The following is a 23,086-nucleotide window of genomic DNA, read 5'->3' as shown; positions in this document are numbered from 1 at the left end:
AAGGGGTTTTGATGGACTCAATGAAAGAACATTGAATGTGTAAGAACGAGAATTAAAAAACAGCTTTCCAGATTAAAGAATTTGCTTGGCGACCATAGCGTTTTGGACCCACCTGATTTCCATGCCGAACTCAGAAGTGAAACGAAATAGCGCCGATGGTAGTGTGGGGCTTCCCCATGTGAGAGTAGGACATCGCCAGGCTTTAGTTTTATTTTCACTTTTTCGAAAAGTGAAGACAAAAGCGGACACTTGCTTATTAAAGCGAGTGATACCACTGCGGAGTGGTAGTTCAGTTGGTTAGAATACCGGCCTGTCACGCCGGGGGTCGCGGGTTCGAGTCCCGTCCACTCCGCCACTTATATTAAGCCTCAGTCGAAAGACTGAGGCTTCTTTCGTTTCTACTGCGGCGTTTCCCTGAAGTGTGTTTACACCTAACTAGACTACTCCCCATAATCCCTACTAAGCGAACTCTGCGTGATTACACACTAGGCTTTAATTAATATAGGCCGTTGATGCTGTGGAAAGACAATATGACCTACAAACAAGCCTAAGTAATCTATGGTATTCAAAGGCGTTCAACGGCTTGAATCTTGATGAGAAAGAAAAAACGAACTGTGCGCATAATCCAGAAAAGCGTCATATATACCCCCAATCTCTCCTGGCTCAAAAATCAAACGACTTGAAAAGAATTGGAAGGTGAAAGATTGAAGGAGCTCTTCATTAGCGAGGTGATGATTTTCGACGCTGAACATTTGATGAGTCTCAGAAAAAATATATCGCCAAGGGGTAAGAAGCGCCAAAACAGAGAGGGGTAGCTTAGCTCGAGGCTGTAAGCTATGCGGAATACTCACAAACGTCAAAGCTCAAACCCATTAAGAGAGTCGCTCTAGATCTAAGTGGTTATGTGCTCACTAGCGGTACTAGAAAATAGTTAAGTATTCCAAATGGATTATATGAAAAAGCCAACTGCTAAAGCGGTTGGCTTAGTATAAAAATCTCGACGTACTTTAGAGCGAGAAATGATGTCTAAAGAATACGTTTTAAAACACCATCTGCCTTTAGGCGGGTAATTTTTCTGACCAGTCGCTGTACCCCTATAGGATAGTCTTCTACTTTCTCTAATTGCTTATAAGTACAGATAAGGTGAGTATGCTCAAGAATACGCGAAACTTCGTCTTCAAACTTCTCAGTGAGCTTCGCATAATTGTCTTGTATGAGTAGCCCATTTTCTAGGTCGAGTGACCAAGCACGTGGGTTTAGGTTATTCCCAGTAAGTAGCATATAGCGTTTATCAACCCAAATACCCTTAAGGTGGAAGCTGTTATTGTCATGCTTCCATAGGTGAATTGACAATTTACGTGCGGCGATATTCGCTTCATTGGCTTTCGCAAAGCGACGCAAATTCACTTCGTAAAGATATGGAAGTCCGCCAATGGTTTTAAAATCTTCCTCGGGTGCAATGTAAAAGTCGTTGGCGGTTTTATCACCCACAACAATAGTTACTTTCACACCACGCTTCATGGCTCGTTTCACTTCACGATGAAGTGCTTTAGGGAAGTTAAAGTAAGGCGTACAAATGAAAATTTCGTCTTGGGCTGCTGCCAATAACTTTACAATCTGTTGATTGAGCAGATTACGGCGTTTGCCTAGCCCAACTAACGGAGTGACTTTTACGCTTTCTTCTGTTGCAGCTTGGTCTTCAAACTTATAGTTGGCTTGAGCAAGAGAAGCCCTCAGTTGGCGAATCGCCGACTTTATTTCTTTGGTTTCTGGCTTATCTTTTCCTGCAAGATCATTAACGGCAGGGTGAGCAATCATTTCTTCCTGAATGAATTGCACCATTGAATTCGCTAAAGGTTCATGTCGAATCACATGGTAACGATCAAATCGATAACGTTCATGATAATGGAGATAAACGTTATTTAAGCTCGCCCCACTGTAGATAACAGTATCATCGACAATGAAGCCTTTTAAATGCAGTACCCCAAAAACTTCTCTGCCACGCACTGGTATGCCATAGACAGGGATTGGGTGTAGGTACTTACTGGCATATGCTTTGTAAAGCGCTGAATTACCCTCAGATGTCTCCGCACCAATCAGGCCACGCTGCGCTCGATGCCAGTCGACACAGATATTGATGTCCAACCCAGGATTGCGCTGTTTCGCTTCATAAAGCGCAGTGAGAATTTCACGTCCAGCTTCATCATCTTCCAGATATAGAGCGACTAGGTAAATTCGCGACGTTGCTTTGCTGATCGCATCTAAAAGACGGGTTCTGAATGATTCTGCTGAATACAGAACATCAAAGTCTTCCGGATTGACAGCGAGACTTGGCAACTGTTCGAATGGATTCCTACTTACTATCATATCGGTATGAGTACCTTAGTTTAGTGCAATATTGCGAACCTGCCATTTTATCAAAGATATGATTTACCTGGCTACAAAAGCACGCGTTTTGATGTCGTTGAAGAGATGAATTGCATTGGAATGAGATCTTTACCGCTATCTACGTAACGTTGAAATGCCATTTTTAGCGGGTGTGGTAACTCAGAGCAATCAATTGTTGTGAATCCATGCTTGGAATAATAGGATTCGAGATGTGTAAACGCGAAGCAATAATCGCCATCAGTGAAAACATTGTTTTTACAATGAGTTAGTAGTTTTTTTCCAATCCCTGTTCCCCTAACTTTCGGAATGACCAACATTCCTGTCAACAGACGAACTTTATCTACACTTTTTAAACGTAGTAACGCAATGATTTCACCCTTATGGCTTGCTGTAATGATCAATTCATCCTTTTTGGCTCGACCCGCAGGGTAATACGCTTTGTATAGTTTCTTAATGAGGGGGAGCTTGATGGGATTTAACACTTCTATGATTAATGAGTCTGGTATTGTCACTGCGGTTAAAAGATAACTAATGTAGAATGTCGACAGTTTAAGAGAATCTTATCTGGTGTTGCAAACCTACTATGCAAATTAAAACAAATGCGAGCCTAAAGGCTTACCATACTTTTGGAATTGAACAATCGTGTTCCTATTTAGCTATCGTTGAGTCGCTCGAAGATGTTATTGAGCTATTTCAAAACCCAAGATTCACCCATTTACCGAAACTTTTTTTAGGTAAAGGAAGTAATGTTCTTTTTACAGAACATTTTGAGGGATTAGTGATTGTTAATCGAATCATGGGTAAAGAAGTCACGGAAACGGATGAGCACTACCTATTACATATTGCCGGTGGTGAAGATTGGCCTGAATTGGTTTCCTGGTGTGTGAATCAGGGGATCGGTGGGATCGAGAACTTAGCTTTGATTCCAGGTTGTGCTGGCTCGGCTCCTATTCAGAACATTGGTGCGTATGGCCTAGAGCTAAAAGACATCTGTGATTATGTAGATGTTCTTGACCTAACTACGTTTGAAAACAAAAGAATGCACGCCCAAGACTGTGAGTTTGCCTATAGGGATTCCATATTTAAACATGCGTTGCACGGAAAGTGCTTTATCACCGCATTAGGGCTTAAGTTGGCGAAGCAATGGCAGCCGATTAACCAGTACGGCCCTTTACAAAGTATCCCAGAAGAACAACTCAGCCCTGCTTCTATCTTCGAACGAGTATGCCAAGTGCGAAAGGCAAAACTACCAGATCCAACCAAGATAGGTAACGCAGGTAGTTTCTTTAAAAACCCAGTGATCACGCAAGATCACTATGATCGACTCACAAAAAAATACCCTAACGTAGTGGCCTACCCAGCTTTTGGAGGAATGAAAATTGCTGCTGGTTGGCTTATCGATCAGTGTGGATTAAAAGGGAAGTCTGTACACGGTGCGCAGGTCAACCCTATGCAAGCTTTGGTTTTGACCAACATGGATAATTGTAGTGCAGATGACATTGTCGCGCTTGCTTCTTTAGTGAAGCAGACAGTATGGGACAAATACCAAATCATACTTGAGCATGAAGTACGCTTTCTCAATCGTACCGGGGAGACGAATTTGACTCAGATCGAGGCATCTAGATGAGAAAAGATCACTCTACGAAACTTCATATTTTAAGGTTATTAAGTGATGGAGAGTTTCATTCAGGAGAAGCGTTGGGCGACGATCTTAATGTTTCTAGAGCGGCAATCGCTAAGCACATTAAAGGTCTTAGTGAATGGGGTATTGATATTTATCGAGTGCAAGGGCGCGGTTACCAATTAGCCTCACCATTGCAGTTGTTAGACGAGACTCTCCTTACCACTAGCTCGGAGTCACTTGTTGAACTCGTCCCTGTGATTGACTCAACGAATCAATATTTGCTCGACAGAGTCGCGGATTCGGAAAAGGGCCGTGTTTGTATTGCTGAATATCAAGCACAAGGGCGTGGTCGCCGCGGTAGACAATGGGTCTCACCGTTTGGCTCTAACTTGTATCTCTCTATGTATTGGCGACTGGATGCAGGAATGGCTGCGGCAATGGGCTTGAGCTTGGTGATTGGGATTGCCGCAGTGGAAGCTTTGGAAGAAGTAGGCATGCAAGGTGTTAAACTCAAGTGGCCGAATGACTTGTATTATCAAGATAAAAAACTGGCCGGAATCTTGGTTGAAATGTCGGGTCAGGCCGGTGGGGCTGCTCATCTAGTGATTGGGATGGGCCTGAATATTGGAATGCCTGACGACCAGCCTGAGATTGACCAGCCATGGACCACGTTGAACCAAGTAAATCAGAGTCTCAAGATCGATAGAAATGTTCTAGCAATGACACTTATCAAGCATTGGAATTCCGCACTTGTCGAATATGAAATGAAAGGACTTACTGGCTTTATCGAACGTTGGAATCGGTTAGACAATTTCCTTAATCGTCAGGTCAAACTGCTTATTGGTCCTAGAGAGGTATATGGCGTCGTTCGAGGCATCGATCATCAAGGTGGAATATTAATCGAAACCTCCCAAGGACTAGAGACTTATATTGGTGGTGAAATCTCGTTGCGTAAAAGTGACTAATCTTCGATTACTTTCGCAACGAGACTTTATCAACTAAGTGGTTAACGCCTTTGTGTAGAATCAAGTGGGCTCTCTCACGAGTTGGAAGAATATTCAATTCTAAATTGAGCCCATTAATATCATGCCAAATTTGCTTCGCTTTTTTCTTTGCGTCATCGACAGAGAGTTGTGTGTAGTGGCTAAAATAAGAGCCTGGTTTCGTAAAGGCCCCTTGGCGAAACTTTAAAAAGCGTTCTACATACCAATGTTCAATGGTCTCTGTTTCTGCATCGACATAAATTGAAAAATCTAAAAAGTCAGAGACGAAGACACGATGCGGGTCATGTGGATAGTCCATTCCACTTTGCAGAACGTTTAAACCTTCAATAATAAGAACATCCGGTCTATCCACTTTTCTTAGTTCATCAGTAATGTCATACGTGATGTGAGAGTAGATGGGTACTTCAAGATCGGGCTTTCCTGCCTTTACGTCAGACATGAACTCGACTAAGCGCTTGATATCATAGGATTCTGGGAAGCCTTTACGATGCATGATACCGCGTTCTTCTAGTACTTTTTTCGGATATAGGAAGCCATCTGTTGTAACCAAGGACACTTTGGGATGATTCTCCCAACGAGAAAGCAATGCCGTTAGAATACGAGCAGTCGTACTTTTGCCTACAGCAACACTGCCAGCGATACCAATTACGAAAGGGGGAGCATGTTCCTCTGTATTTAAGAATTGTTGTAATACGGAATTGCGGCTTTGACGAGCCTGGACATACAGATTCAAAAGACGAGACAAAGGAAGGTAGATCTCTACCGCTTCCTCCATGGTTAGGTTTTCATTAATGCCCTGAAGCGCAGTCAAGTCGTCTTCAGAAAGTGTCATCGGTACAGAGTTTCTTAACTCGGCCCAATTTGCACGGTCAAATGACAAAAATGGACTCATGGGTCTCTTTTATCCTTGGTTTAATAGAAGCAAGAACATACATCAAGCGAACTTCAAAGCAAACGACAAAGGTCGAAGTTTACTTTAAAAAAGCTAAGTTTGTACGAATTTGCAGCAAACGAATCTAAAAAATCGAAATTTATGATTTTTTTTCAAATTACTATTGCAACCTAGAAAATCATTCAATAGAATGCGCACCACTTATGCCGACTTAGCTCAGTAGGTAGAGCAACTGACTTGTAATCAGTAGGTCACCAGTTCGATTCCGGTAGTCGGCACCATTCTTTCCTTTAGTAGTCTGAATGGCTTGAAAATTTGGAGGGGTTCCCGAGTGGCCAAAGGGAGCAGACTGTAAATCTGCCGGCACTGCCTTCGATGGTTCGAATCCGTCCCCCTCCACCATATTCTTTAGGAAATAGCTCTCAGAGTTACGTGTTGCGGGCATCGTATAATGGCTATTACCTCAGCCTTCCAAGCTGATGATGCGGGTTCGATTCCCGCTGCCCGCTCCACTCTAATTTGAGTGCTGATATAGCTCAGGTGGTAGAGCGCATCCTTGGTAAGGATGAGGTCGGCAGTTCGAGTCTGCCTATCAGCACCAGCTCTCAAGTTTATTTCCTTTTGATATTAGATTTACCAATTATCTTTTTTTGGTTGCGTGGTCAATTTGGGCCACCTAAATCCGTACCTAGAGGGACCACTCATGTCTAAAGAAAAATTTGAACGTACGAAACCGCACGTTAACGTTGGTACTATCGGCCACGTTGACCACGGTAAAACAACTCTAACTGCAGCTATCTGTACTACTCTTGCTAAAGTTTACGGCGGTGTAGCTAAAGACTTCGCATCTATCGATAACGCTCCAGAAGAGCGTGAGCGCGGTATCACAATCGCAACTTCTCACGTTGAGTACGACACTCCATCACGCCACTACGCACACGTTGACTGTCCAGGACACGCTGACTATGTTAAAAACATGATCACTGGTGCTGCACAGATGGACGGTGGTATCCTAGTTGTTGCTGCGACAGATGGCCCAATGCCACAAACTCGTGAGCACATCCTACTAGGCCGTCAGGTTGGTATCCCATACATCATCGTATTCATGAACAAATGTGACATGGTTGACGATGAAGAGCTACTAGAACTAGTAGAAATGGAAGTTCGTGAACTTCTATCTGAATACGATTTCCCAGGTGATGACCTACCAGTTATCCAAGGTTCTGCACTAGGCGCACTAAACGGCGAAGAGCAGTGGGAAGCGAAAATCGTTGAACTAGCAGAAGCTCTAGATACTTACATCCCTGAGCCAGAGCGTGCGGTAGATCAGCCATTCCTAATGCCTATCGAAGACGTATTCTCAATCCAAGGTCGTGGTACAGTAGTAACTGGCCGTATCGAGCGTGGTATCCTAACTGTAGGTGACGAAGTTGCTATCGTAGGTATCAAAGACACTACTACAACTACATGTACTGGTGTTGAGATGTTCCGTAAGCTTCTAGACGAAGGCCGTGCAGGTGAGAACGTTGGTGCACTTCTACGTGGTACTAAGCGTGACGAAGTTGAACGTGGTCAAGTACTAGCTAAGCCTGGTTCAATCACTCCACACACTAAGTTCGAATCAGAAGTATACGTACTGTCTAAAGATGAAGGTGGTCGTCACACTCCATTCTTCAAAGGCTACCGTCCACAATTCTACTTCCGTACAACTGACGTAACTGGTGACATCCAGCTACCAGACGGCGTAGAAATGGTAATGCCAGGCGACAACGTACAGATGACTGTAGAGCTAATCGCACCAATCGCAATGGACGAAGGTCTACGTTTCGCGATCCGTGAAGGTGGCCGTACAGTAGGTGCTGGTGTTGTTGCTAAGATCTTCGACTAATTCATAGCGAATTAGCGATGCTTTCGGAAAATCTTGAATTAGATTTGACGAACCAGTAGCAAAAAGGGCATCATTTGATGCCCTTTTTCTGCACTCAACATTATTTTTGCTGTTTTCTTGTTCAGAAGTGGGTTGGGCGCAGAGCAAGATTAAGCAAAGAGGCTTAATCTTAAGAAGAGTACGCTGATTTTTTCAGCGATATGGAGTTTGCCCTGCAACAGCGGGGTTGTTGTCGTCTATATTAAGACTTGTAACAGGTTGGTTTTATGAAAGCAAATAATGCTGAAACTCCTGATAGCTCAAACGCAGCAGATACGTTTAAGTGGGTAGCCGCTTTCGTATTGGCAGCTGCCGCTGTTGTGGGTAATTACCTGTATGGTGAAATGTCTGTAGTGGTTCGTGCTGCAGGCGTTGTTGTTCTTATTGCAGCTGCCTTAGGCGTTGCAGCAACAACGACTAAAGGTAAAGCAGCGATCAGTTTTGCAAAAGAATCTCGTATGGAAGTACGTAAAGTTGTTTGGCCTACTCGCCAAGAAACCATGCAAACAACACTGATCGTTTTAGCTGTAAGTATTGTAATGGCTCTAGTGCTATGGGGTATTGACGGAATTATGGTTCGTCTAGTAGCTCTAGCAACTGGGGTATAGAGGGTTTTTATTCATGAGTGAAGCTCCAAAAAAACGCTGGTATGTGGTTCAAGCCTTCTCTGGATTTGAAGGTCGTGTAGCTCAATCTCTGCGCGAGCATATCAAAATGCACGGCATGGAAGAGCTATTCGGTGAAGTACTGGTTCCTACTGAAGAAGTAGTGGAAATGCGCGCGGGTCAGCGTCGCAAATCTGAGCGTAAGTTCTTCCCAGGTTACGTCCTTGTTCAGATGATTATGAACGATGAATCATGGCACCTAGTACGCAGTGTGCCGCGTGTCATGGGCTTCATTGGTGGTACCTCAGACCGTCCGGCACCTATCACGGATAAAGAGGCTGACGCGATTCTTAATCGTCTTGAGAAAGCGAGTGAAGCGCCTCGTCCGCGTACAATGTACGAAGCGGGTGAAGTGGTACGTGTTAACGAAGGTCCATTTGCTGACTTCAACGGTACTGTTGAAGAAGTGGATTACGAGAAGAGCCGCCTGAAAGTGTCTGTATCGATCTTTGGTCGTGCGACACCAGTTGAGCTTGAATTTGGTCAGGTTGAAAAGCTGGACTAAGACTCTTCGTTAAAGAGTATAAAAAATCACCTTTTTAGGGTTGTATAAGGCGCGGATTATGACTATAATTTCGCGCCTTTTTACTTCAAGTGAAGTAAAAAGTTTCTTACACAAACGGGGAGCTGATCCGCGATTAGCGTTTGTACCCAAACTTAGGAATTATCATGGCTAAGAAAGTTGAAGCTTACATCAAGCTACAAGTTGCTGCTGGTATGGCTAACCCTAGTCCACCAGTAGGTCCTGCACTAGGTCAACACGGTGTGAACATCATGGAATTCTGTAAAGCGTTCAACGCAAAAACAGAATCTATTGAGAAAGGTCTACCAACTCCAGTAGTTATCACAGTATACAGCGACCGTTCTTTCACGTTCGTAACTAAGACTCCACCTGCTGCTGTTCTTCTTAAGAAAGCTGCTGGCGTTAAGTCTGGTTCAGGTCGTCCAAACACTGAAAAAGTTGGTACTGTAACTGACGCTCAAATCCAAGAAATCGCAGAAACTAAAGCTGCTGATATGACTGGTGCTGACATCGAAGCGATGAAGCGTTCTATCGCTGGTACTGCTCGTTCAATGGGCCTAGTGGTAGAGGGTTAATAAGATGGCAAAACTAACTAAGCGCATGCGCGTAATCCGCGAAAAAGTTGACGTAACTAAAGAATACGAAATCAACGAAGCTGTTGCTCTTCTTCAAGAACTAGCGACTGCTAAATTCGTTGAGTCTGTAGACGTTGCTGTTAACCTAGGCATTGATGCTCGTAAATCTGACCAGAACGTACGTGGTGCAACTGTACTACCTCACGGTACTGGCCGCGAAATCCGCGTTGCAGTGTTCACTCAAGGTGCTAACGCTGAAGCAGCTAAAGAAGCTGGCGCAGACATCGTAGGTATGGAAGATCTTGCTGAGCAAGTTAAGAAAGGCGAAATGAACTTTGACGTAGTTGTTGCTTCTCCAGATGCAATGCGCGTTGTAGGTCAACTAGGTACTATCCTAGGTCCTCGCGGTCTTATGCCAAACCCTAAAGTTGGTACTGTAACTCCTAACGTTGCTGAAGCAGTTAAAAACGCTAAAGCTGGTCAGGTTCGTTACCGTAACGACAAAAACGGCATCATCCACACTACTATCGGTAAAGCAAACTTCTCTGCTGAGCAGATCAAAGAGAACCTAGAAGCACTTCTAGTTGCTCTGAAGAAAGCTAAGCCATCTTCAGCGAAAGGTACTTTCCTGAAGAAAGTAAGCATCTCTACTACTATGGGTGCTGGTGTTGCTGTTGATCAGGCTAGCCTGAACACTCAAGCATAATTTATTTGCTTAGGCGCAAAATTAGTGTATAATTTTGCGCCTAATATTTGTGGTTGGGGCTGAACTTTGGTTCTTTGAACTGTCTCCTAGTTCGAAATGAATTAAGACCCAGTCTCCGTCCAAGACCGTAGGTGTTTGTGTAAAAGCAAACTTAATTATCCTACGTAGATGGTGCCCGAACTGACAGAAAGCTCTATGTAATATAGTTAACTTTCTTCTGGGGAAGCACCTCAATAGCTCTCACTGTCGTGATGATAGTGAGTGGTGTAACGACAACCAGGAGTAAATCCAAGATGGCTTTAAACCTTCAAGACAAAAAAGCAATTGTTGCTGAAGTCAACGAAGCTGCCAGTGGTGCACTTTCTGCAGTTGTAGCTGATTCTCGTGGCGTTCAAGTTGGCGCGATGACTTCTCTACGTAAACAAGCTCGTGAAGCTGGCGTTTACATGAGAGTTGTTCGTAACACTCTTGCTCGTCGTGCGGTTGAAGGTACTGAGTACGAGTGTCTAACTGACACTTTCACTGGTCCTACTCTAATCGCATTCTCTAATGAGCACCCAGGTGCTGCAGCGCGTCTTTTCAAAGACTTCGCTAAAGAGAACAAAGATTTCGAGATCAAAGCTGCTGCATTTGAAGGCGCTTTAACTGACGCTGAAGTACTAGCAACACTACCAACTTACGACGAAGCAATCGCACGCCTAATGATGTGCATGAAAGAAGCTTCGGCTGGCAAGCTGGCGCGTACTATCGCAGCTATCCGCGATCAAAAACAAGAAGCAGCGGCATAAGCCTTGCTTTTTACTGGTTGCTTAATAAACTTATTGTTGACTTAAAAGAGAATTGTTATGTCTATTACTAACGAGCAAATCCTAGACGCAGTTGCAGAAATGTCTGTAATGCAAGTTGTTGAACTAATCGAAGCAATGGAAGAGAAATTCGGTGTTTCTGCTGCTGCTGCTGTTGTAGCTGGCGGCGCTGCTGCAGGCGAAGCTGCTGCTGAGCAAACTGAATTCGACGTAATCCTAGAAGCTGCTGGCGGTAACAAAGTTGCTGTAATCAAAGCAGTACGTGGCGCAACTGGCCTAGGTCTTAAAGAAGCTAAAGCTCTAGTAGACGGCGCTCCAGCACCTCTTAAAGAAGGTGTTGAGAAAGCAGAAGCTGAAGCTCTTAAAGCTCAGCTAGAAGAAGCTGGTGCAACTGTTGCTGTTAAGTAATTATTGCATAGTTTCTTAGCCTAACGGCTAATTGGCTGGTGGTTTTTTAACCACCGGCCTTTTTGCGCTGTAGGGTATAGGCGAATTTTCCCGCTGTTTAAGCGCCTGATATCCATGCAAAAAACATTTCATTCTTACGAAATGAAATGTCACTACAGTAAACAGCTATATTAGTCACTGTCCCTTACCCCCCTTAAGTAACTAGGAGCGGGCGGACAGTTTGGGTCACTTATCAGCGAGCTGAGGAACCCCATGGTTTACTCTTATACCGAGAAAAAGCGCATCCGTAAGGACTTTGGTACTCGTCCACAAGTTTTGGACATTCCATACCTGCTATCGATCCAGCTCGATTCGTTCGACAAATTTATCGAACAGGATCCTGAAGGTCAATACGGTCTTGAAGCCGCTTTCCGTTCTGTATTCCCGATTCAGAGCTACAACGGCAATTCTGAGCTGCAATACGTTAGCTACCGTCTTGGTGAGCCAGTTTTTGACGTTAAAGAATGTCAAATCCGCGGTGTAACTTACTCAAAGCCACTACGTGTAAAACTACGCCTAGTTATCTTTGATAAAGACGCGCCAGCAGGTACTGTAAAAGACATTAAAGAACAAGAAGTCTACATGGGTGAAATTCCACTCATGACAGACAATGGTACCTTCGTAATCAACGGTACCGAGAGGGTTATCGTATCCCAGCTGCACCGAAGCCCAGGCGTGTTCTTCGACAGCGATAAGGGTAAGACCCACTCTTCAGGTAAAGTTTTATACAACGCACGTGTTATTCCTTACCGTGGTTCATGGCTTGATTTCGAGTTTGATCCTAAGGATAACTTATACGTTCGTATCGACCGCCGTCGTAAGCTACCAGCATCGATCATCCTTCGAGCACTAGGTAAGTCGACAGAAGAAATCCTAGATATCTTCTTCGAGAAAGTGAACTTCGAAGTGAAAGACCAAACTCTATTGATGGAGTTGGTTCCGGATCGTCTACGTGGTGAAACTGCGTCATTCGACATCGAAGCAAATGGTAAAGTTTACGTTGAGCAAGGTCGTCGCGTAACAGCTCGTCATATCCGCCAACTAGAAAAAGATGGTGTTGATCACATCGAAGTACCAGTTGAGTACATCGTAGGTAAAGTTGCATCAAAAGATTATATCAATGAAGCAACAGGCGAGATCATTGTTAACGCTAACCAGGAAATCAGCCTGGAAGCACTAGCGAACCTATCTCAGGCTGGCCACAAAGCGCTAGAAGTTCTATTCACGAACGATCTAGACCATGGTCCATTCATGTCAGAAACACTACGTATCGACAGCACGGTTGATCGTATTTCTGCATTGGTAGAAATCTACCGCATGATGCGCCCTGGTGAGCCGCCAACAAAAGAAGCTGCAGAAGCTCTATTCGAAAGCCTATTCTTCTCTGAAGAGCGTTACGATCTATCGACTGTTGGTCGTATGAAGTTCAACAGCTCTATCGGCCGTGAAGATGCTCAAGAGCAAGGCACACTTGATGAAACTGATATCATCGAAGTGATGAAGAAGCTGATCGCGATCCGTAACGGTAAGGGCGAAGTGGACGATATCGACCACCTAGGCAACCGTCGTATCCGTTCTGTAGGCGAAATGGCTGAGAACCAGTTCCGTGTAGGTCTAGTACGTGTTGAGCGTGCAGTTAAAGAGCGTCTAAGCCTAGGCGATCTTGACGCAATCATGCCTCAAGACTTGATCAACGCGAAGCCAATTTCTGCGGCAGTTAAAGAATTCTTTGGCTCTTCACAGCTTTCACAGTTCATGGACCAAAACAACCCGCTATCAGAAGTAACGCACAAGCGTCGTATTTCTGCATTGGGTCCTGGCGGTCTAACTCGTGAACGTGCTGGCTTCGAAGTACGTGACGTACACGTAACTCACTACGGTCGTCTATGTCCTATCGAAACGCCTGAAGGTCCAAACATCGGTCTGATCAACTCTCTATCTGCGTTTGCGCGTTGTAACGAGTACGGTTTCCTAGAGACACCATACCGTCGCGTTGTAGATGGCGTAGTAACAGACGAAGTAGATTACCTATCTGCAATCGAAGAAGGCCAATTCGTTATCGCACAGGCGAACGCTAAGCTAAACGAAGATGGTACTTTTGCAGATGAGTTGATCACAGCTCGTCAGAAAGGTGAATCTGGTCTACACCCTCGTGAGCACGCTCAGTACATGGACGTTGCGACAAACCAGGTTGTATCTATCGCTGCATCGCTTATCCCGTTCCTAGAACACGATGATGCGAACCGTGCATTGATGGGTGCGAACATGCAACGTCAGGCAGTTCCAACACTGAAAGCTGACAAACCGCTTGTTGGTACTGGTATTGAACGTAACGTAGCCGTTGACTCAGGTGTAACTGCAGTTGCTAAACGTGGTGGTGTAATCCAGTCAGTAGATGCTTCTCGTATCGTTGTTAAAGTTAACGAAGAAGAGCTAGTACCAGGTGAAGCTGGTATCGACATCTACAACCTGACTAAATACACACGTTCTAACCAGAACACATGTATTAACCAGCGCCCATGTGTGATGCCAGGTGAGCCTGTATCACGCGGTGATGTTCTTGCTGATGGTCCTTCAACAGACCTTGGTGAACTAGCGCTTGGTCAAAACATGCGTATCGCGTTCATGCCTTGGAACGGTTACAACTTCGAAGACTCGATCTTAGTATCTGAGCGCGTAGTTCAAGAAGACCGTTTCACGACTATCCACATCCAAGAACTGACTTGTGTGGCGCGTGATACTAAGCTTGGTTCTGAAGAGATCACAGCGGATATTCCAAACGTAGGTGAGTCTGCTCTGTCTAAACTAGACGAGTCAGGTATCGTTTACATCGGTGCTGAAGTTAAGGGTGGCGACATCCTAGTTGGTAAAGTTACACCTAAAGGTGAAACTCAGCTAACGCCTGAAGAGAAGCTACTACGTGCAATCTTCGGTGAAAAAGCATCTGACGTTAAAGATACTTCACTACGTGTACCTAACTCTGTATCAGGTACGATCATCGACGTTCAAGTCTTTACTCGCGATGGCGTAGAGAAAGACAAGCGTGCGCTTGAAATCGAACAGATGCAGCTTAAAGAAGCGAAGAAAGACCTAACTGAAGAATTCCAGATTCTTGAGGGCGGCCTTCTAAACCGTGTTAAAGCTGTATTGATTGAAGGCGGTTACTCTGAAGCGAAACTAGACACAACTGATCGTAAGAAGTGGCTAGAACTAACGCTAGAAGATGACGCACTACAAACTCAGCTTGAGCAACTTGCTGAGCAGTGGGATGAGCTAAAAGCCGACTTCGATAAGAAGTTCGAAACTAAGCGTCGTAAGATCACTCAAGGTGATGATTTAGCACCTGGTGTACTGAAGATCGTTAAGGTTTACCTAGCGGTTAAACGTCGCATTCAGCCTGGTGATAAGATGGCGGGTCGTCACGGTAACAAGGGTGTAATCTCTAAGATCAACCCTGTTGAAGACATGCCATACGATGAGAAAGGTCAGCCTGTAGACATCGTACTTAACCCACTGGGTGTACCTTCGCGTATGAACATCGGTCAGATCCTAGAAGTACACTTAGGTCTGGCAGCGAAAGGTATCGGTGACAAGATCAACCAGATGGTTAAAGAGCAGCAAGAACTAGCGAAATTCCGCGAGTTCCTACAAAAAGTTTACGATCTAGGCGACACTCGCCAGAAAGTAGACATTGCTTCTCTATCTGATGATGAAGTACGTACTCTGATCAAGAACTTGCGTGGCGGTCTACCAATCGCGACTCCTGTATTTGATGGCGCTCCAGAAGAGTCAATCAAAGCACTTCTTGAGCTAGCAGATCTACCAACATCAGGTCAGTTAACACTGTTTGATGGTCGCACAGGTGATGCGTTTGAGCGTCCTGTAACTGTTGGTTACATGTACATGCTGAAACTGAACCACCTTGTTGATGACAAGATGCACGCTCGTTCAACTGGTTCGTACAGCCTAGTAACTCAGCAGCCACTAGGTGGTAAAGCTCAGTTCGGTGGTCAGCGTTTCGGTGAGATGGAAGTATGGGCACTAGAAGCATACGGTGCTGCTTACACGCTACAAGAAATGCTAACGGTTAAGTCGGATGACGTTAACGGCCGTACTAAGATGTACAAGAACATCGTAGACGGTAACCACAGCATGGAACCTGGCATGCCAGAATCGTTCAACGTACTGTTGAAAGAGATCCGCTCGCTAGGTATCAACATCGAGCTAGAAGACGAAGAGTAATCCTTTTCTCTCTTGATGAAAGTCGAGAGAATCAAAGCGATTATTTGGAAGAAGGTGCTCACTTTAGCAAGTGAGCTCCTTTTAACTCCTTACAGGAGCTGATTGTGAAAGACTTATTAAACTTTCTAAAAGCACAGCATAAGACCGAAGAATTTGATGCAATCAAAATCGGTCTATCTTCACCAGACATGATCCGTTCATGGTCTTTCGGTGAAGTTAAAAAACCTGAAACGATCAACTATCGTACGTTCAAACCTGAACGCGATGGTCTGTTCTGTGCGCGTATCTTTGGTCCAGTTAAAGACTACGAATGTCTTTGTGGTAAGTACAAGCGCCTGAAGCACCGTGGTGTTATCTGTGAGAAGTGTGGTGTAGAAGTTACACAAACTAAAGTTCGTCGTGACCGTATGGGCCACATTGAACTGGCTTCACCAGTAGCTCACATCTGGTTCCTAAAATCGCTACCGTCTCGTATCGGTCTACTAATGGATATCCCTCTACGTGATATCGAACGCGTTCTGTACTTCGAAATGTACGTAGTAACAGAGCCTGGTATGACTGATCTAGAAAAAGGTCAGATGCTTACTGAAGAAGAGTATCTAGATCGTCTAGAAGAGTGGGGCGACGAGTTCACTGCTAAGATGGGTGCGGAAGCTATCAAGGACCTACTAGGTTCTATGGATATGCACGCTGAAGCAGAACAAATGCGTGAAGAGTTAGAGACAACAAACTCTGAAACTAAGCGTAAGAAAGTAACTAAGCGTCTTAAGCTGGTAGAAGCGTTCATCGCATCGGGTAACAACCCTGAGTGGATGATCCTAACTGTACTTCCAGTACTTCCGCCAGATCTACGTCCTCTAGTACCTCTAGATGGCGGTCGCTTTGCGACTTCTGATCTTAACGATCTATACCGTCGTGTGATCAACCGTAACAACCGTTTGAAGCGTCTTCTAGAGCTAGCTGCTCCGGACATCATCGTACGTAACGAAAAACGTATGCTGCAAGAGTCTGTTGATGCGCTACTAGATAACGGTCGTCGTGGTCGTGCGATCACAGGTTCTAACAAGCGTCCTCTGAAATCTCTTGCTGATATGATCAAGGGTAAACAAGGTCGTTTCCGTCAGAACCTTCTAGGTAAACGTGTAGACTACTCTGGCCGTTCTGTAATCACAGTAGGTCCATACCTTCGTCTACACCAGTGTGGTCTTCCTAAGAAGATGGCACTTGAGCTATTCAAACCATTTATCTACAGCAAGCTAGAGACTCGTGGTCTTGCGACTACAATCAAAGCTGCTAAGAAAATGGTAGAGCGTGAAGAAGCGGTCGTTTGGGATATCCTAGACGAAGTAATCCGTGAACACCCAGTACTATTGAACCGTGCACCGACACTTCACCGTCTAGGTATCCAGGCGTTCGAACCAGTACTGATCGAAGGTAAAGCGATTCAGCTACACCCACTTGTTTGTGCAGCGTACAACGCGGACTTCGATGGTGACCAAATGGCGGTTCACGTACCTCTAACTCTAGAGGCACAGCTTGAAGCTCGTACTCTGATGATGTCGACAAACAACATTCTGTCGCCAGCGTCAGGTGATCCGATCATCGTACCTTCTCAGGACGTTGTATTGGGTCTGTACTACATGACTCGTGAAAAGATCAACGTGAAAGGTGAAGGCATGTACCTTTCTGGCCCAGAAGAGGCTGAGAAAGCATACCGCACTAAACAAGCTGAGCTTCACGCACGCGTTAAAGTACGTATTACAGAAACTGTTGTAGACGAAGATGGCAACAGCACTACAGAAACCAAGATGGTAGACACCACTGTTGGTCGTGCAATGCTATGGCAAATCGTGCCAGCTGGTCTACCGTACAGCATCGTTAACCAAAAGCTAGGTAAGAAGCAAATCTCTAACCTACTTAACGAGGCGTACCGTAAACTAGGTCTGAAAGACACAGTAATCTTCGCTGACCAAATCATGTACACAGGTTTCGCATACGCGGCACTTTCTGGTGTATCTGTTGGTATCGACGATATGGTTGTACCTGCAGCTAAGTACACTGAAATCGCAGAAGCGGAAGAAGAAGTACGTGAAATCCAGGAACAGTACCAATCAGGTCTTGTTACTGCGGGCGAACGCTACAACAAAGTTATCGATATCTGGGCATCGACCAACGACCGTGTTGCGAAAGCAATGATGGAAAACCTTTCATCTGAAACGGTAGTTAACCGTGACGGTGAAGAGGAACAGCAAGAGTCATTCAACAGCATCTATATGATGGCGGACTCGGGCGCTCGTGGTTCTGCAGCACAGATTCGTCAGCTTGCGGGTATGCGTGGTCTGATGGCGCGTCCAGATGGTTCAATCATCGAAACGCCGATCACAGCGAACTTTAAAGAAGGTCTAAACGTACTTCAGTACTTTATCTCAACGCACGGTGCTCGTAAGGGTCTTGCGGATACGGCACTGAAAACAGCGAACTCGGGTTACCTAACTCGTCGTCTAGTAGACGTTGCTCAAGACGTTGTTGTAACTGAACATGACTGTGGCACTCACGAAGGTGTCGACATGATGCCTCACATCGAGGGTGGTGATGTTAAAGTTGCACTTTCTGAGCTTGCTCTTGGTCGTGTTGTTGCTGAAGACGTACTAAAACCTGGCACTGAAGACGTTCTTATTCCACGTAACACCCTGATCGATGAGAAGTGGTGTCAAATCATGGAAGAGAACTCAGTAGACAGCATGAAAGTGCGCTCTGTAGTAACGTGTGATTCTGACTTCGGTTGTTGTGCACAATGTTACGGTCGTGACCTAGCACGTGGTCACCTAGTGAACCAAGGTGAAGCAGTGGGTGTTATTGCTGCTCAGTCTATCGGTGAGCCAGGTACACAGCTAACGATGCGTACGTTCCACATCGGTGGTGCGGCATCGACAGCAGCGGCAGAGAACAGTGTTCAAGTTAAGAACAACGGTTCTATCAAGCTACACAACGCTAAATCTGTATTGGCTGATGACGGTAAGATCGTTATCACTTCTCGTGCGACAGAGTTAACTATCGTTGATGAGTTTGGTCGTACTAAAGAGAAACACAAACTGCCTTACGGTACGCTACTAAGCAAAGGCGATGGTGATACAGTTCAAGCTGGCGAAACAGTTGCAAACTGGGAAGCGCACACACTACCTATCATTACTGAGGTAGCAGGTCGCATCCAGTTCGTAGATATGATCGACGGTGTAACAGTATCTCGTCAAACTGATGACCTAACTGGTCTATCTTCAAGCGAAGTAACTGACCCAGCAGCTCGCCCTTCAGCAGGTAAAGATATGCGTCCAGCTATCAAACTTGTTGACGAGCAAGGTAACGATGTAATGATCCCTGGTACTGATATGCCAGCTCACTACTTCCTACCTGGTAAAGCGATTGTGAACATCGAAGATGGCGCAGCAGTAGGTGTTGGTGCAACACTAGCACGTATTCCTCAGAAGTCTGGCGGTAACAAAGATATCACCGGTGGTCTTCCACGAGTTGCTGACCTATTTGAAGCACGTAAGCCGAAAGAGCCTGCAATCCTTGCTGAGCACACAGGTACTGTGAGCTTTGGTAAAGAGACGAAAGGTAAACGTCGCCTAGTGATCACACGTGAAAGCGGTGAAGCTTACGAAGAGATGATTCCTAAGCATCGTCAGTTGAACGTATTCGAAGGTGAAAAAGTTGAACGTGGTGATGTGATCGCAGATGGTCCAGAGTCTCCACATGACATCCTACGTCTACGTGGCGTACACGCGGTAACGCAGTACATTGCTAACGAAGTACAGGAAGTTTACCGTCTACAAGGCGTTAAGATTAACGATAAGCACATTGAAACTATCGTTCGTCAGATGCTACGTAAGTGTACTATTACTCACTCTGGTGACTCTGAGTTCCTACCTGGTGAACAGATTGAGTACTCACAAGTTAAGATTGCTAACCGTAACCTAGAAGCTGAAGGCAAAGAGCCTGCACGTTTCGAACGTGAACTACTAGGTATTACTAAAGCATCTCTAGCGACTGAGTCGTTCATCTCTGCGGCATCGTTCCAGGAGACAACTCGCGTACTAACAGAAGCTGCGGTTTCTGGTAAGCGTGATGACCTACGTGGTCTGAAAGAGAACGTAATTGTTGGTCGTCTGATCCCAGCTGGTACTGGTTTCGCATACCACCAAGAGCGTCAAGCTAAACGTTCTGAAGCGCAAGATGGTCCTTCTGCTGAGCAAGCAACGGATAACCTAGCGGCACTTCTAAACGCTGGTTTCTCTTCTGAAGAGTAAGTCATATAACGAGTAATCGTTAAAGGCTTAAGAAAAAGGCACCTTCGGGTGCCTTTTTAGTTTTTTATACTGCTTTGTTCTTCCGGTGGGATTTTCGATAAAGCTAGAAACAAAAAAGACCGACGATGATCGTCAGTCTTTTCTCTCACTCTATTTCTAAATGTTTGCAAATACTAAGCCCCAGGTGGCATAGACAGGCTTTCTGCGATTTGCTGTATCAGATAGTCCTCGACTTCAAAGCGAGTCTCAAGAATTTCCCCAATGAGACACATATCAGAATCGAAATCATTTAATTCATCATCTTCAGTCACTTCTGAGTACTTATCGTTAAAGTTCAATAATGGTTCAGTCGTTAGAACAATTTGACCATAGGTTTGATTGATCTCATTAGTCACGACAAAGCCGGTTGCTTTCCAACGGTCCATAACCATGTCATAAATTTTAAAGTGGCCTTCGGAGATGTAATCAACGAGGTGCTGACAGAAATCCTGCAGTTCGGAAGGAGATGGGAGTTCAATAACATTGGTTTTCGAACAAGGTTGCAGCGCTGCAAGCTTACAATATTCAACAATCAGGGATTGTCGTGTCTCTAACCAGTGATCAATGACATCACTTGAGCCACCCCACTGGTCTTGTGTTTGTTTGAATTTTCTTAGCATGACCATGCCCTCATGATCTGATCGCCCATCGGCGAACGTATCCTTTGCAAAGCAAAGTTAGTAAAGTTATTACAAACTCTTGTCCTTACTAGAATTTAGAGTGCACATTTACTTAACGATAAACTCTAGTATGAAATTAGATTGCCAGTAAAATGAACGAACTTCAAGCAAAGGGATGGTGTAATGTTAAGAAAAGGTGATGTTAACCGCGCGATAAATGCATACTGGTGTGTTGTTGCAGGAAGTGAAATTTGGCTGGTGGATGGTGCTGTGCCCTTCGGGTCTGCAGAGCAGTTATCACTGCCAGTAACGAGTGCAAGACCCATTGGTGAGTATTCTGGTTCGCCCGTCATGTGGCTTAACTTGGCCGATTTAGAGCATGATCTACCTTTAGTATCCCTGCGTGACTGCCTGCATTTTCCTGAGCCATTATTTATGTTGTTAAGTAAAGCTGTGCAATATGGGCACATGACGCAAAGTTTGCGCTTTTGTCCACAGTGCGGAGGAAGAAACTTTCTTAATAATAACCAGTTAGCCATGCAGTGTGGTGAATGTCGCACCCTTCATTATCCTAGAATATTTCCGTGTATTATCGTTGCTGTACGTAAAGAAAATCAGATCTTATTAGCCCAACATCCAAGGCATCGAAATGGTATGTATACGGTTATTGCGGGTTTTCTAGAAGTCGGTGAGACATTAGAAGAGTGCGTGGCTCGAGAAATTCATGAAGAAACGGGAATTCTCGTTAAAAATATTCGTTACTTTGGCAGCCAGCCTTGGGCTTTCCCATCCAGTATGATGATGGGGTTTTTAGCTGATTATGAATCCGGAGAGTTAAGCCCAGACTACACTGAGCTGTCTGATGCACAATGGTTTGGTATCGACGAGATGCCGCCTGTTGCGCCTAAAGGAACGATTGCAAGAGCACTTATCGAACAAACGCTGAAAGATATAGACTCTAATTATCTGATAAATAGATAAAAAAAACCCTCCGAGAGGGAGGGGGTAAGTAAGATGTCGTTATGAGATGCTGAGTACTAAGTACTCAGTTTATAATTGTAGTTTTCGCTAGCGAACAAATTTTTAACACTGATATCGATTGGGTGCAAATTAAGCATTGATTTAAAAGTTAATAACTTGATCCAGGTTGCAAAGCACACAGCTATTGGACTTAAATCAGTGATAGAATACCCCCTTTCACAGAAAGCCTAACAGTTGGAATTACGGAATGACTGAATTAAAAAATGATCGTTATCTGCGTGCGCTTTTAAAAGAGCCGGTAGATTACACGCCAGTATGGATGATGCGCCAGGCAGGTCGTTACCTACCAGAATACAAAGCGACTCGTGCAGAAGCGGGTGATTTCATGTCTTTGTGTCGAAATGCAGAATTAGCATCCGAAGTGACACTTCAACCATTACGCCGTTTTCCTCTTGATGCCGCGATCTTATTCTCGGACATCTTAACGATTCCAGATGCAATGGGGCTTGGTTTACGTTTTGCTGCGGGTGAAGGACCTGTTTTTGATAACCCAATTACATGCAAAGCCGACGTGGAAAAAATTGGTTTGCCAGATCCTGAAGGTGAACTGCAATACGTAATGAACGCAGTACGCCAGATCCGTAAAGACCTGAAGGGTGAAGTGCCGCTGATTGGTTTTTCTGGTAGTCCTTGGACTCTTGCGACGTATATGATCGAAGGTGGTAGCTCTAAAGCGTTTACCAAGATCAAGAAGATGATGTACGCGGAACCACAAACTCTGCACCTACTTCTAGATAAGCTGGCAGACAGCGTTATCGAGTACTTAAACGCGCAAATTAAAGCGGGTGCGCAATCGGTAATGGTATTTGACACATGGGGTGGCGTACTAACGCCTCGTGATTACAATCTGTTCTCACTGCAATACATGCACAAGATTGTAGATGGTCTGATTCGTGAAAACGACGGTCGTCGCGTGCCAGTCACACTGTTTACTAAGAATGGCGGCATGTGGCTTGAGCAAATCGCAGCAACGGGCTGTGATGCGGTTGGTCTAGACTGGACAATCAACATTGCAGACGCGAAAGCACGTATCGGTGATAAAGTGGCTCTGCAAGGTAACATGGACCCATCAATGCTTTACGCTTCACCAGAGCGTATCCGTGAAGAAGTCGCGGGTATTCTAGAAGGTTTTGGTGATGCAGGTACTGGTCATGTGTTCAACCTAGGTCACGGTATCCATTTGGATGTGCCGCCAGAAAACGCGGGCGTATTTGTGGAAGCGGTACACGAGCTATCTAAGCCATACCACAAGTAAGTTAGATCTTTTGAAATCAAATGCC

17 protein-coding genes, 5 tRNA genes and 1 rRNA gene are annotated in these 23,086 nt (G+C 44.9%); 19 read left to right on the top strand and 4 right to left on the bottom strand.

Going from position 1 to position 23,086, the window contains the following annotated elements:
• Nucleotides 1-84: 84 nt before the first annotated feature.
• Nucleotides 85-201: ribosomal RNA gene (rrf, locus tag N646_RS09995) — 5S ribosomal RNA — on the top strand.
• A 77-nt stretch (nt 202-278) separates the two neighbouring features.
• Nucleotides 279-355 (top strand) — tRNA-Asp (locus N646_RS09990).
• A gap of 671 nt (nt 356-1,026) precedes the next feature.
• Here the strand turns inward: N646_RS09990 and pssA are convergent.
• Together pssA and N646_RS09980 are read right to left on the bottom strand one after the other, a co-directional pair.
• Nucleotides 1,027-2,367, bottom strand: coding sequence for a CDP-diacylglycerol--serine O-phosphatidyltransferase (pssA, locus tag N646_RS09985; RefSeq protein ID WP_005373047.1), 1,341 nt, complete (start codon nt 2,365-2,367; stop codon nt 1,027-1,029).
• A gap of 71 nt (nt 2,368-2,438) precedes the next feature.
• Nucleotides 2,439-2,870, bottom strand: a complete 432-nt coding sequence (locus N646_RS09980) for a GNAT family N-acetyltransferase (protein ID WP_017821963.1) — start codon at nt 2,868-2,870, stop codon at nt 2,439-2,441.
• A gap of 101 nt (nt 2,871-2,971) precedes the next feature.
• On the opposite strand from N646_RS09980, the gene murB reads away from it, so the two are divergent.
• On the top strand, nt 2,972-4,015 hold the full coding sequence (murB, locus tag N646_RS09975) for a UDP-N-acetylmuramate dehydrogenase (RefSeq protein WP_017821964.1): 1,044 nt from the start codon (nt 2,972-2,974) through the stop codon (nt 4,013-4,015).
• Nucleotides 4,012-4,977 (top strand): bifunctional biotin--[acetyl-CoA-carboxylase] ligase/biotin operon repressor BirA, encoded by a 966-nt coding sequence (gene birA / locus N646_RS09970; RefSeq protein ID WP_017821965.1) that lies wholly within the window; start codon nt 4,012-4,014, stop codon nt 4,975-4,977. Before murB ends, birA begins: the two co-directional genes overlap by 4 nt.
• Nucleotides 4,978-4,984: 7 nt before the next feature.
• Here birA and coaA read toward each other — a convergent pair whose 3' ends face one another.
• The gene (coaA, locus tag N646_RS09965) at nt 4,985-5,908 is read right to left on the bottom strand and encodes a type I pantothenate kinase (RefSeq protein ID WP_005388683.1); all 924 of its coding nucleotides are present in this window, start codon (nt 5,906-5,908) and stop codon (nt 4,985-4,987) included.
• A gap of 205 nt (nt 5,909-6,113) precedes the next feature.
• On the opposite strand from coaA, the gene N646_RS09960 reads away from it, so the two are divergent.
• The 13 genes from N646_RS09960 to rpoC all read left to right on the top strand — a co-directional run bounded on the left by N646_RS09960 (nt 6,114) and on the right by rpoC (nt 20,106).
• A tRNA-Thr gene (locus N646_RS09960) sits at nt 6,114-6,189 on the top strand.
• 36 nt (nt 6,190-6,225) lie between these two features.
• Nucleotides 6,226-6,310 (top strand) — tRNA-Tyr (locus N646_RS09955).
• 35 nt (nt 6,311-6,345) lie between these two features.
• Nucleotides 6,346-6,420: transfer RNA gene (locus N646_RS09950), tRNA-Gly, on the top strand.
• Between the two features lie 13 nt (nt 6,421-6,433).
• Nucleotides 6,434-6,509: transfer RNA gene (locus tag N646_RS09945), tRNA-Thr, on the top strand.
• Between the two features lie 102 nt (nt 6,510-6,611).
• Nucleotides 6,612-7,796 (top strand): elongation factor Tu, encoded by a 1,185-nt coding sequence (gene tuf, locus N646_RS09940; protein WP_005381361.1) that lies wholly within the window; start codon nt 6,612-6,614, stop codon nt 7,794-7,796.
• Nucleotides 7,797-8,062: 266 nt separating this feature from the next.
• Nucleotides 8,063-8,443 (top strand): preprotein translocase subunit SecE, encoded by a 381-nt coding sequence (secE, locus tag N646_RS09935; RefSeq protein ID WP_005384680.1) that lies wholly within the window; start codon nt 8,063-8,065, stop codon nt 8,441-8,443.
• 13 nt (nt 8,444-8,456) lie between these two features.
• Nucleotides 8,457-9,005: a transcription termination/antitermination protein NusG gene (nusG, locus tag N646_RS09930; protein ID WP_005384681.1), complete on the top strand. Its 549-nt coding sequence runs from the start codon at nt 8,457-8,459 to the stop codon at nt 9,003-9,005.
• A 164-nt stretch (nt 9,006-9,169) separates the two neighbouring features.
• Nucleotides 9,170-9,598: a 50S ribosomal protein L11 gene (gene rplK / locus N646_RS09925; protein WP_005384682.1), complete on the top strand. Its 429-nt coding sequence runs from the start codon at nt 9,170-9,172 to the stop codon at nt 9,596-9,598.
• Between the two features lie 4 nt (nt 9,599-9,602).
• Nucleotides 9,603-10,304, top strand: coding sequence for a 50S ribosomal protein L1 (rplA, locus tag N646_RS09920; RefSeq protein ID WP_005384683.1), 702 nt, complete (start codon nt 9,603-9,605; stop codon nt 10,302-10,304).
• 293 nt (nt 10,305-10,597) lie between these two features.
• Nucleotides 10,598-11,092, top strand: coding sequence for a 50S ribosomal protein L10 (gene rplJ / locus N646_RS09915; protein ID WP_005382538.1), 495 nt, complete (start codon nt 10,598-10,600; stop codon nt 11,090-11,092).
• A 57-nt stretch (nt 11,093-11,149) separates the two neighbouring features.
• The gene (gene rplL / locus N646_RS09910) at nt 11,150-11,518 is read left to right on the top strand and encodes a 50S ribosomal protein L7/L12 (RefSeq protein WP_005382540.1); all 369 of its coding nucleotides are present in this window, start codon (nt 11,150-11,152) and stop codon (nt 11,516-11,518) included.
• 252 nt (nt 11,519-11,770) lie between these two features.
• Entirely contained in the window at nt 11,771-15,799 is a 4,029-nt protein-coding gene (gene rpoB, locus N646_RS09905) for a DNA-directed RNA polymerase subunit beta (RefSeq protein ID WP_005384685.1), read from the top strand.
• A gap of 104 nt (nt 15,800-15,903) precedes the next feature.
• Nucleotides 15,904-20,106, top strand: a complete 4,203-nt coding sequence (gene rpoC / locus N646_RS09900; protein WP_005382514.1) for a DNA-directed RNA polymerase subunit beta' — start codon at nt 15,904-15,906, stop codon at nt 20,104-20,106.
• 173 nt (nt 20,107-20,279) lie between these two features.
• Here rpoC and N646_RS09895 read toward each other — a convergent pair whose 3' ends face one another.
• Entirely contained in the window at nt 20,280-20,771 is a 492-nt protein-coding gene (locus N646_RS09895; protein WP_005382515.1) for an Rsd/AlgQ family anti-sigma factor, read from the bottom strand.
• Between the two features lie 177 nt (nt 20,772-20,948).
• Here N646_RS09895 and nudC point away from each other — a divergent pair, with 177 nt between their 5' ends.
• Together nudC and hemE are read left to right on the top strand one after the other, a co-directional pair.
• The gene (nudC, locus tag N646_RS09890) at nt 20,949-21,746 is read left to right on the top strand and encodes an NAD(+) diphosphatase (protein WP_017821797.1); all 798 of its coding nucleotides are present in this window, start codon (nt 20,949-20,951) and stop codon (nt 21,744-21,746) included.
• Nucleotides 21,747-21,993: 247 nt separating this feature from the next.
• Entirely contained in the window at nt 21,994-23,061 is a 1,068-nt protein-coding gene (gene hemE / locus N646_RS09885) for a uroporphyrinogen decarboxylase (protein ID WP_005384692.1), read from the top strand.
• The last annotated feature ends 25 nt before the right edge of the window (nt 23,062-23,086 follow it).

The sequence above is a fragment of the Vibrio alginolyticus NBRC 15630 = ATCC 17749 genome (assembly GCF_000354175.2).
Lineage (GTDB): Bacteria > Pseudomonadota > Gammaproteobacteria > Enterobacterales > Vibrionaceae > Vibrio > Vibrio alginolyticus.
Note: the sequence above shows the minus strand (reverse complement) of the source record. Positions and strands in the feature narration are given on the sequence as shown.

Bases quoted from the DNA above. Each gene is read 5' to 3' on its own strand.
- pssA (WP_005373047.1), bottom strand. From the start codon at position 2,367: ATGATAGTAAGTAGGAATCCATTCGAACAGTTGCCAAGTCTCGCTGTC.
- murB (WP_017821964.1), top strand. From the start codon at position 2,972: ATGCAAATTAAAACAAATGCGAGCCTAAAGGCTTACCATACTTTTGGA.
- birA (WP_017821965.1), top strand. From the start codon at position 4,012: ATGAGAAAAGATCACTCTACGAAACTTCATATTTTAAGGTTATTAAGT.
- coaA (WP_005388683.1), bottom strand. From the start codon at position 5,908: ATGAGTCCATTTTTGTCATTTGACCGTGCAAATTGGGCCGAGTTAAGA.
- tuf (WP_005381361.1), top strand. From the start codon at position 6,612: ATGTCTAAAGAAAAATTTGAACGTACGAAACCGCACGTTAACGTTGGT.
- secE (WP_005384680.1), top strand. From the start codon at position 8,063: ATGAAAGCAAATAATGCTGAAACTCCTGATAGCTCAAACGCAGCAGAT.
- nusG (WP_005384681.1), top strand. From the start codon at position 8,457: ATGAGTGAAGCTCCAAAAAAACGCTGGTATGTGGTTCAAGCCTTCTCT.
- rplK (WP_005384682.1), top strand. From the start codon at position 9,170: ATGGCTAAGAAAGTTGAAGCTTACATCAAGCTACAAGTTGCTGCTGGT.
- rplA (WP_005384683.1), top strand. From the start codon at position 9,603: ATGGCAAAACTAACTAAGCGCATGCGCGTAATCCGCGAAAAAGTTGAC.
- rplJ (WP_005382538.1), top strand. From the start codon at position 10,598: ATGGCTTTAAACCTTCAAGACAAAAAAGCAATTGTTGCTGAAGTCAAC.
- rplL (WP_005382540.1), top strand. From the start codon at position 11,150: ATGTCTATTACTAACGAGCAAATCCTAGACGCAGTTGCAGAAATGTCT.
- rpoB (WP_005384685.1), top strand. From the start codon at position 11,771: ATGGTTTACTCTTATACCGAGAAAAAGCGCATCCGTAAGGACTTTGGT.
- N646_RS09895 (WP_005382515.1), bottom strand. From the start codon at position 20,771: ATGGTCATGCTAAGAAAATTCAAACAAACACAAGACCAGTGGGGTGGC.
- nudC (WP_017821797.1), top strand. From the start codon at position 20,949: ATGTTAAGAAAAGGTGATGTTAACCGCGCGATAAATGCATACTGGTGT.
- hemE (WP_005384692.1), top strand. From the start codon at position 21,994: ATGACTGAATTAAAAAATGATCGTTATCTGCGTGCGCTTTTAAAAGAG.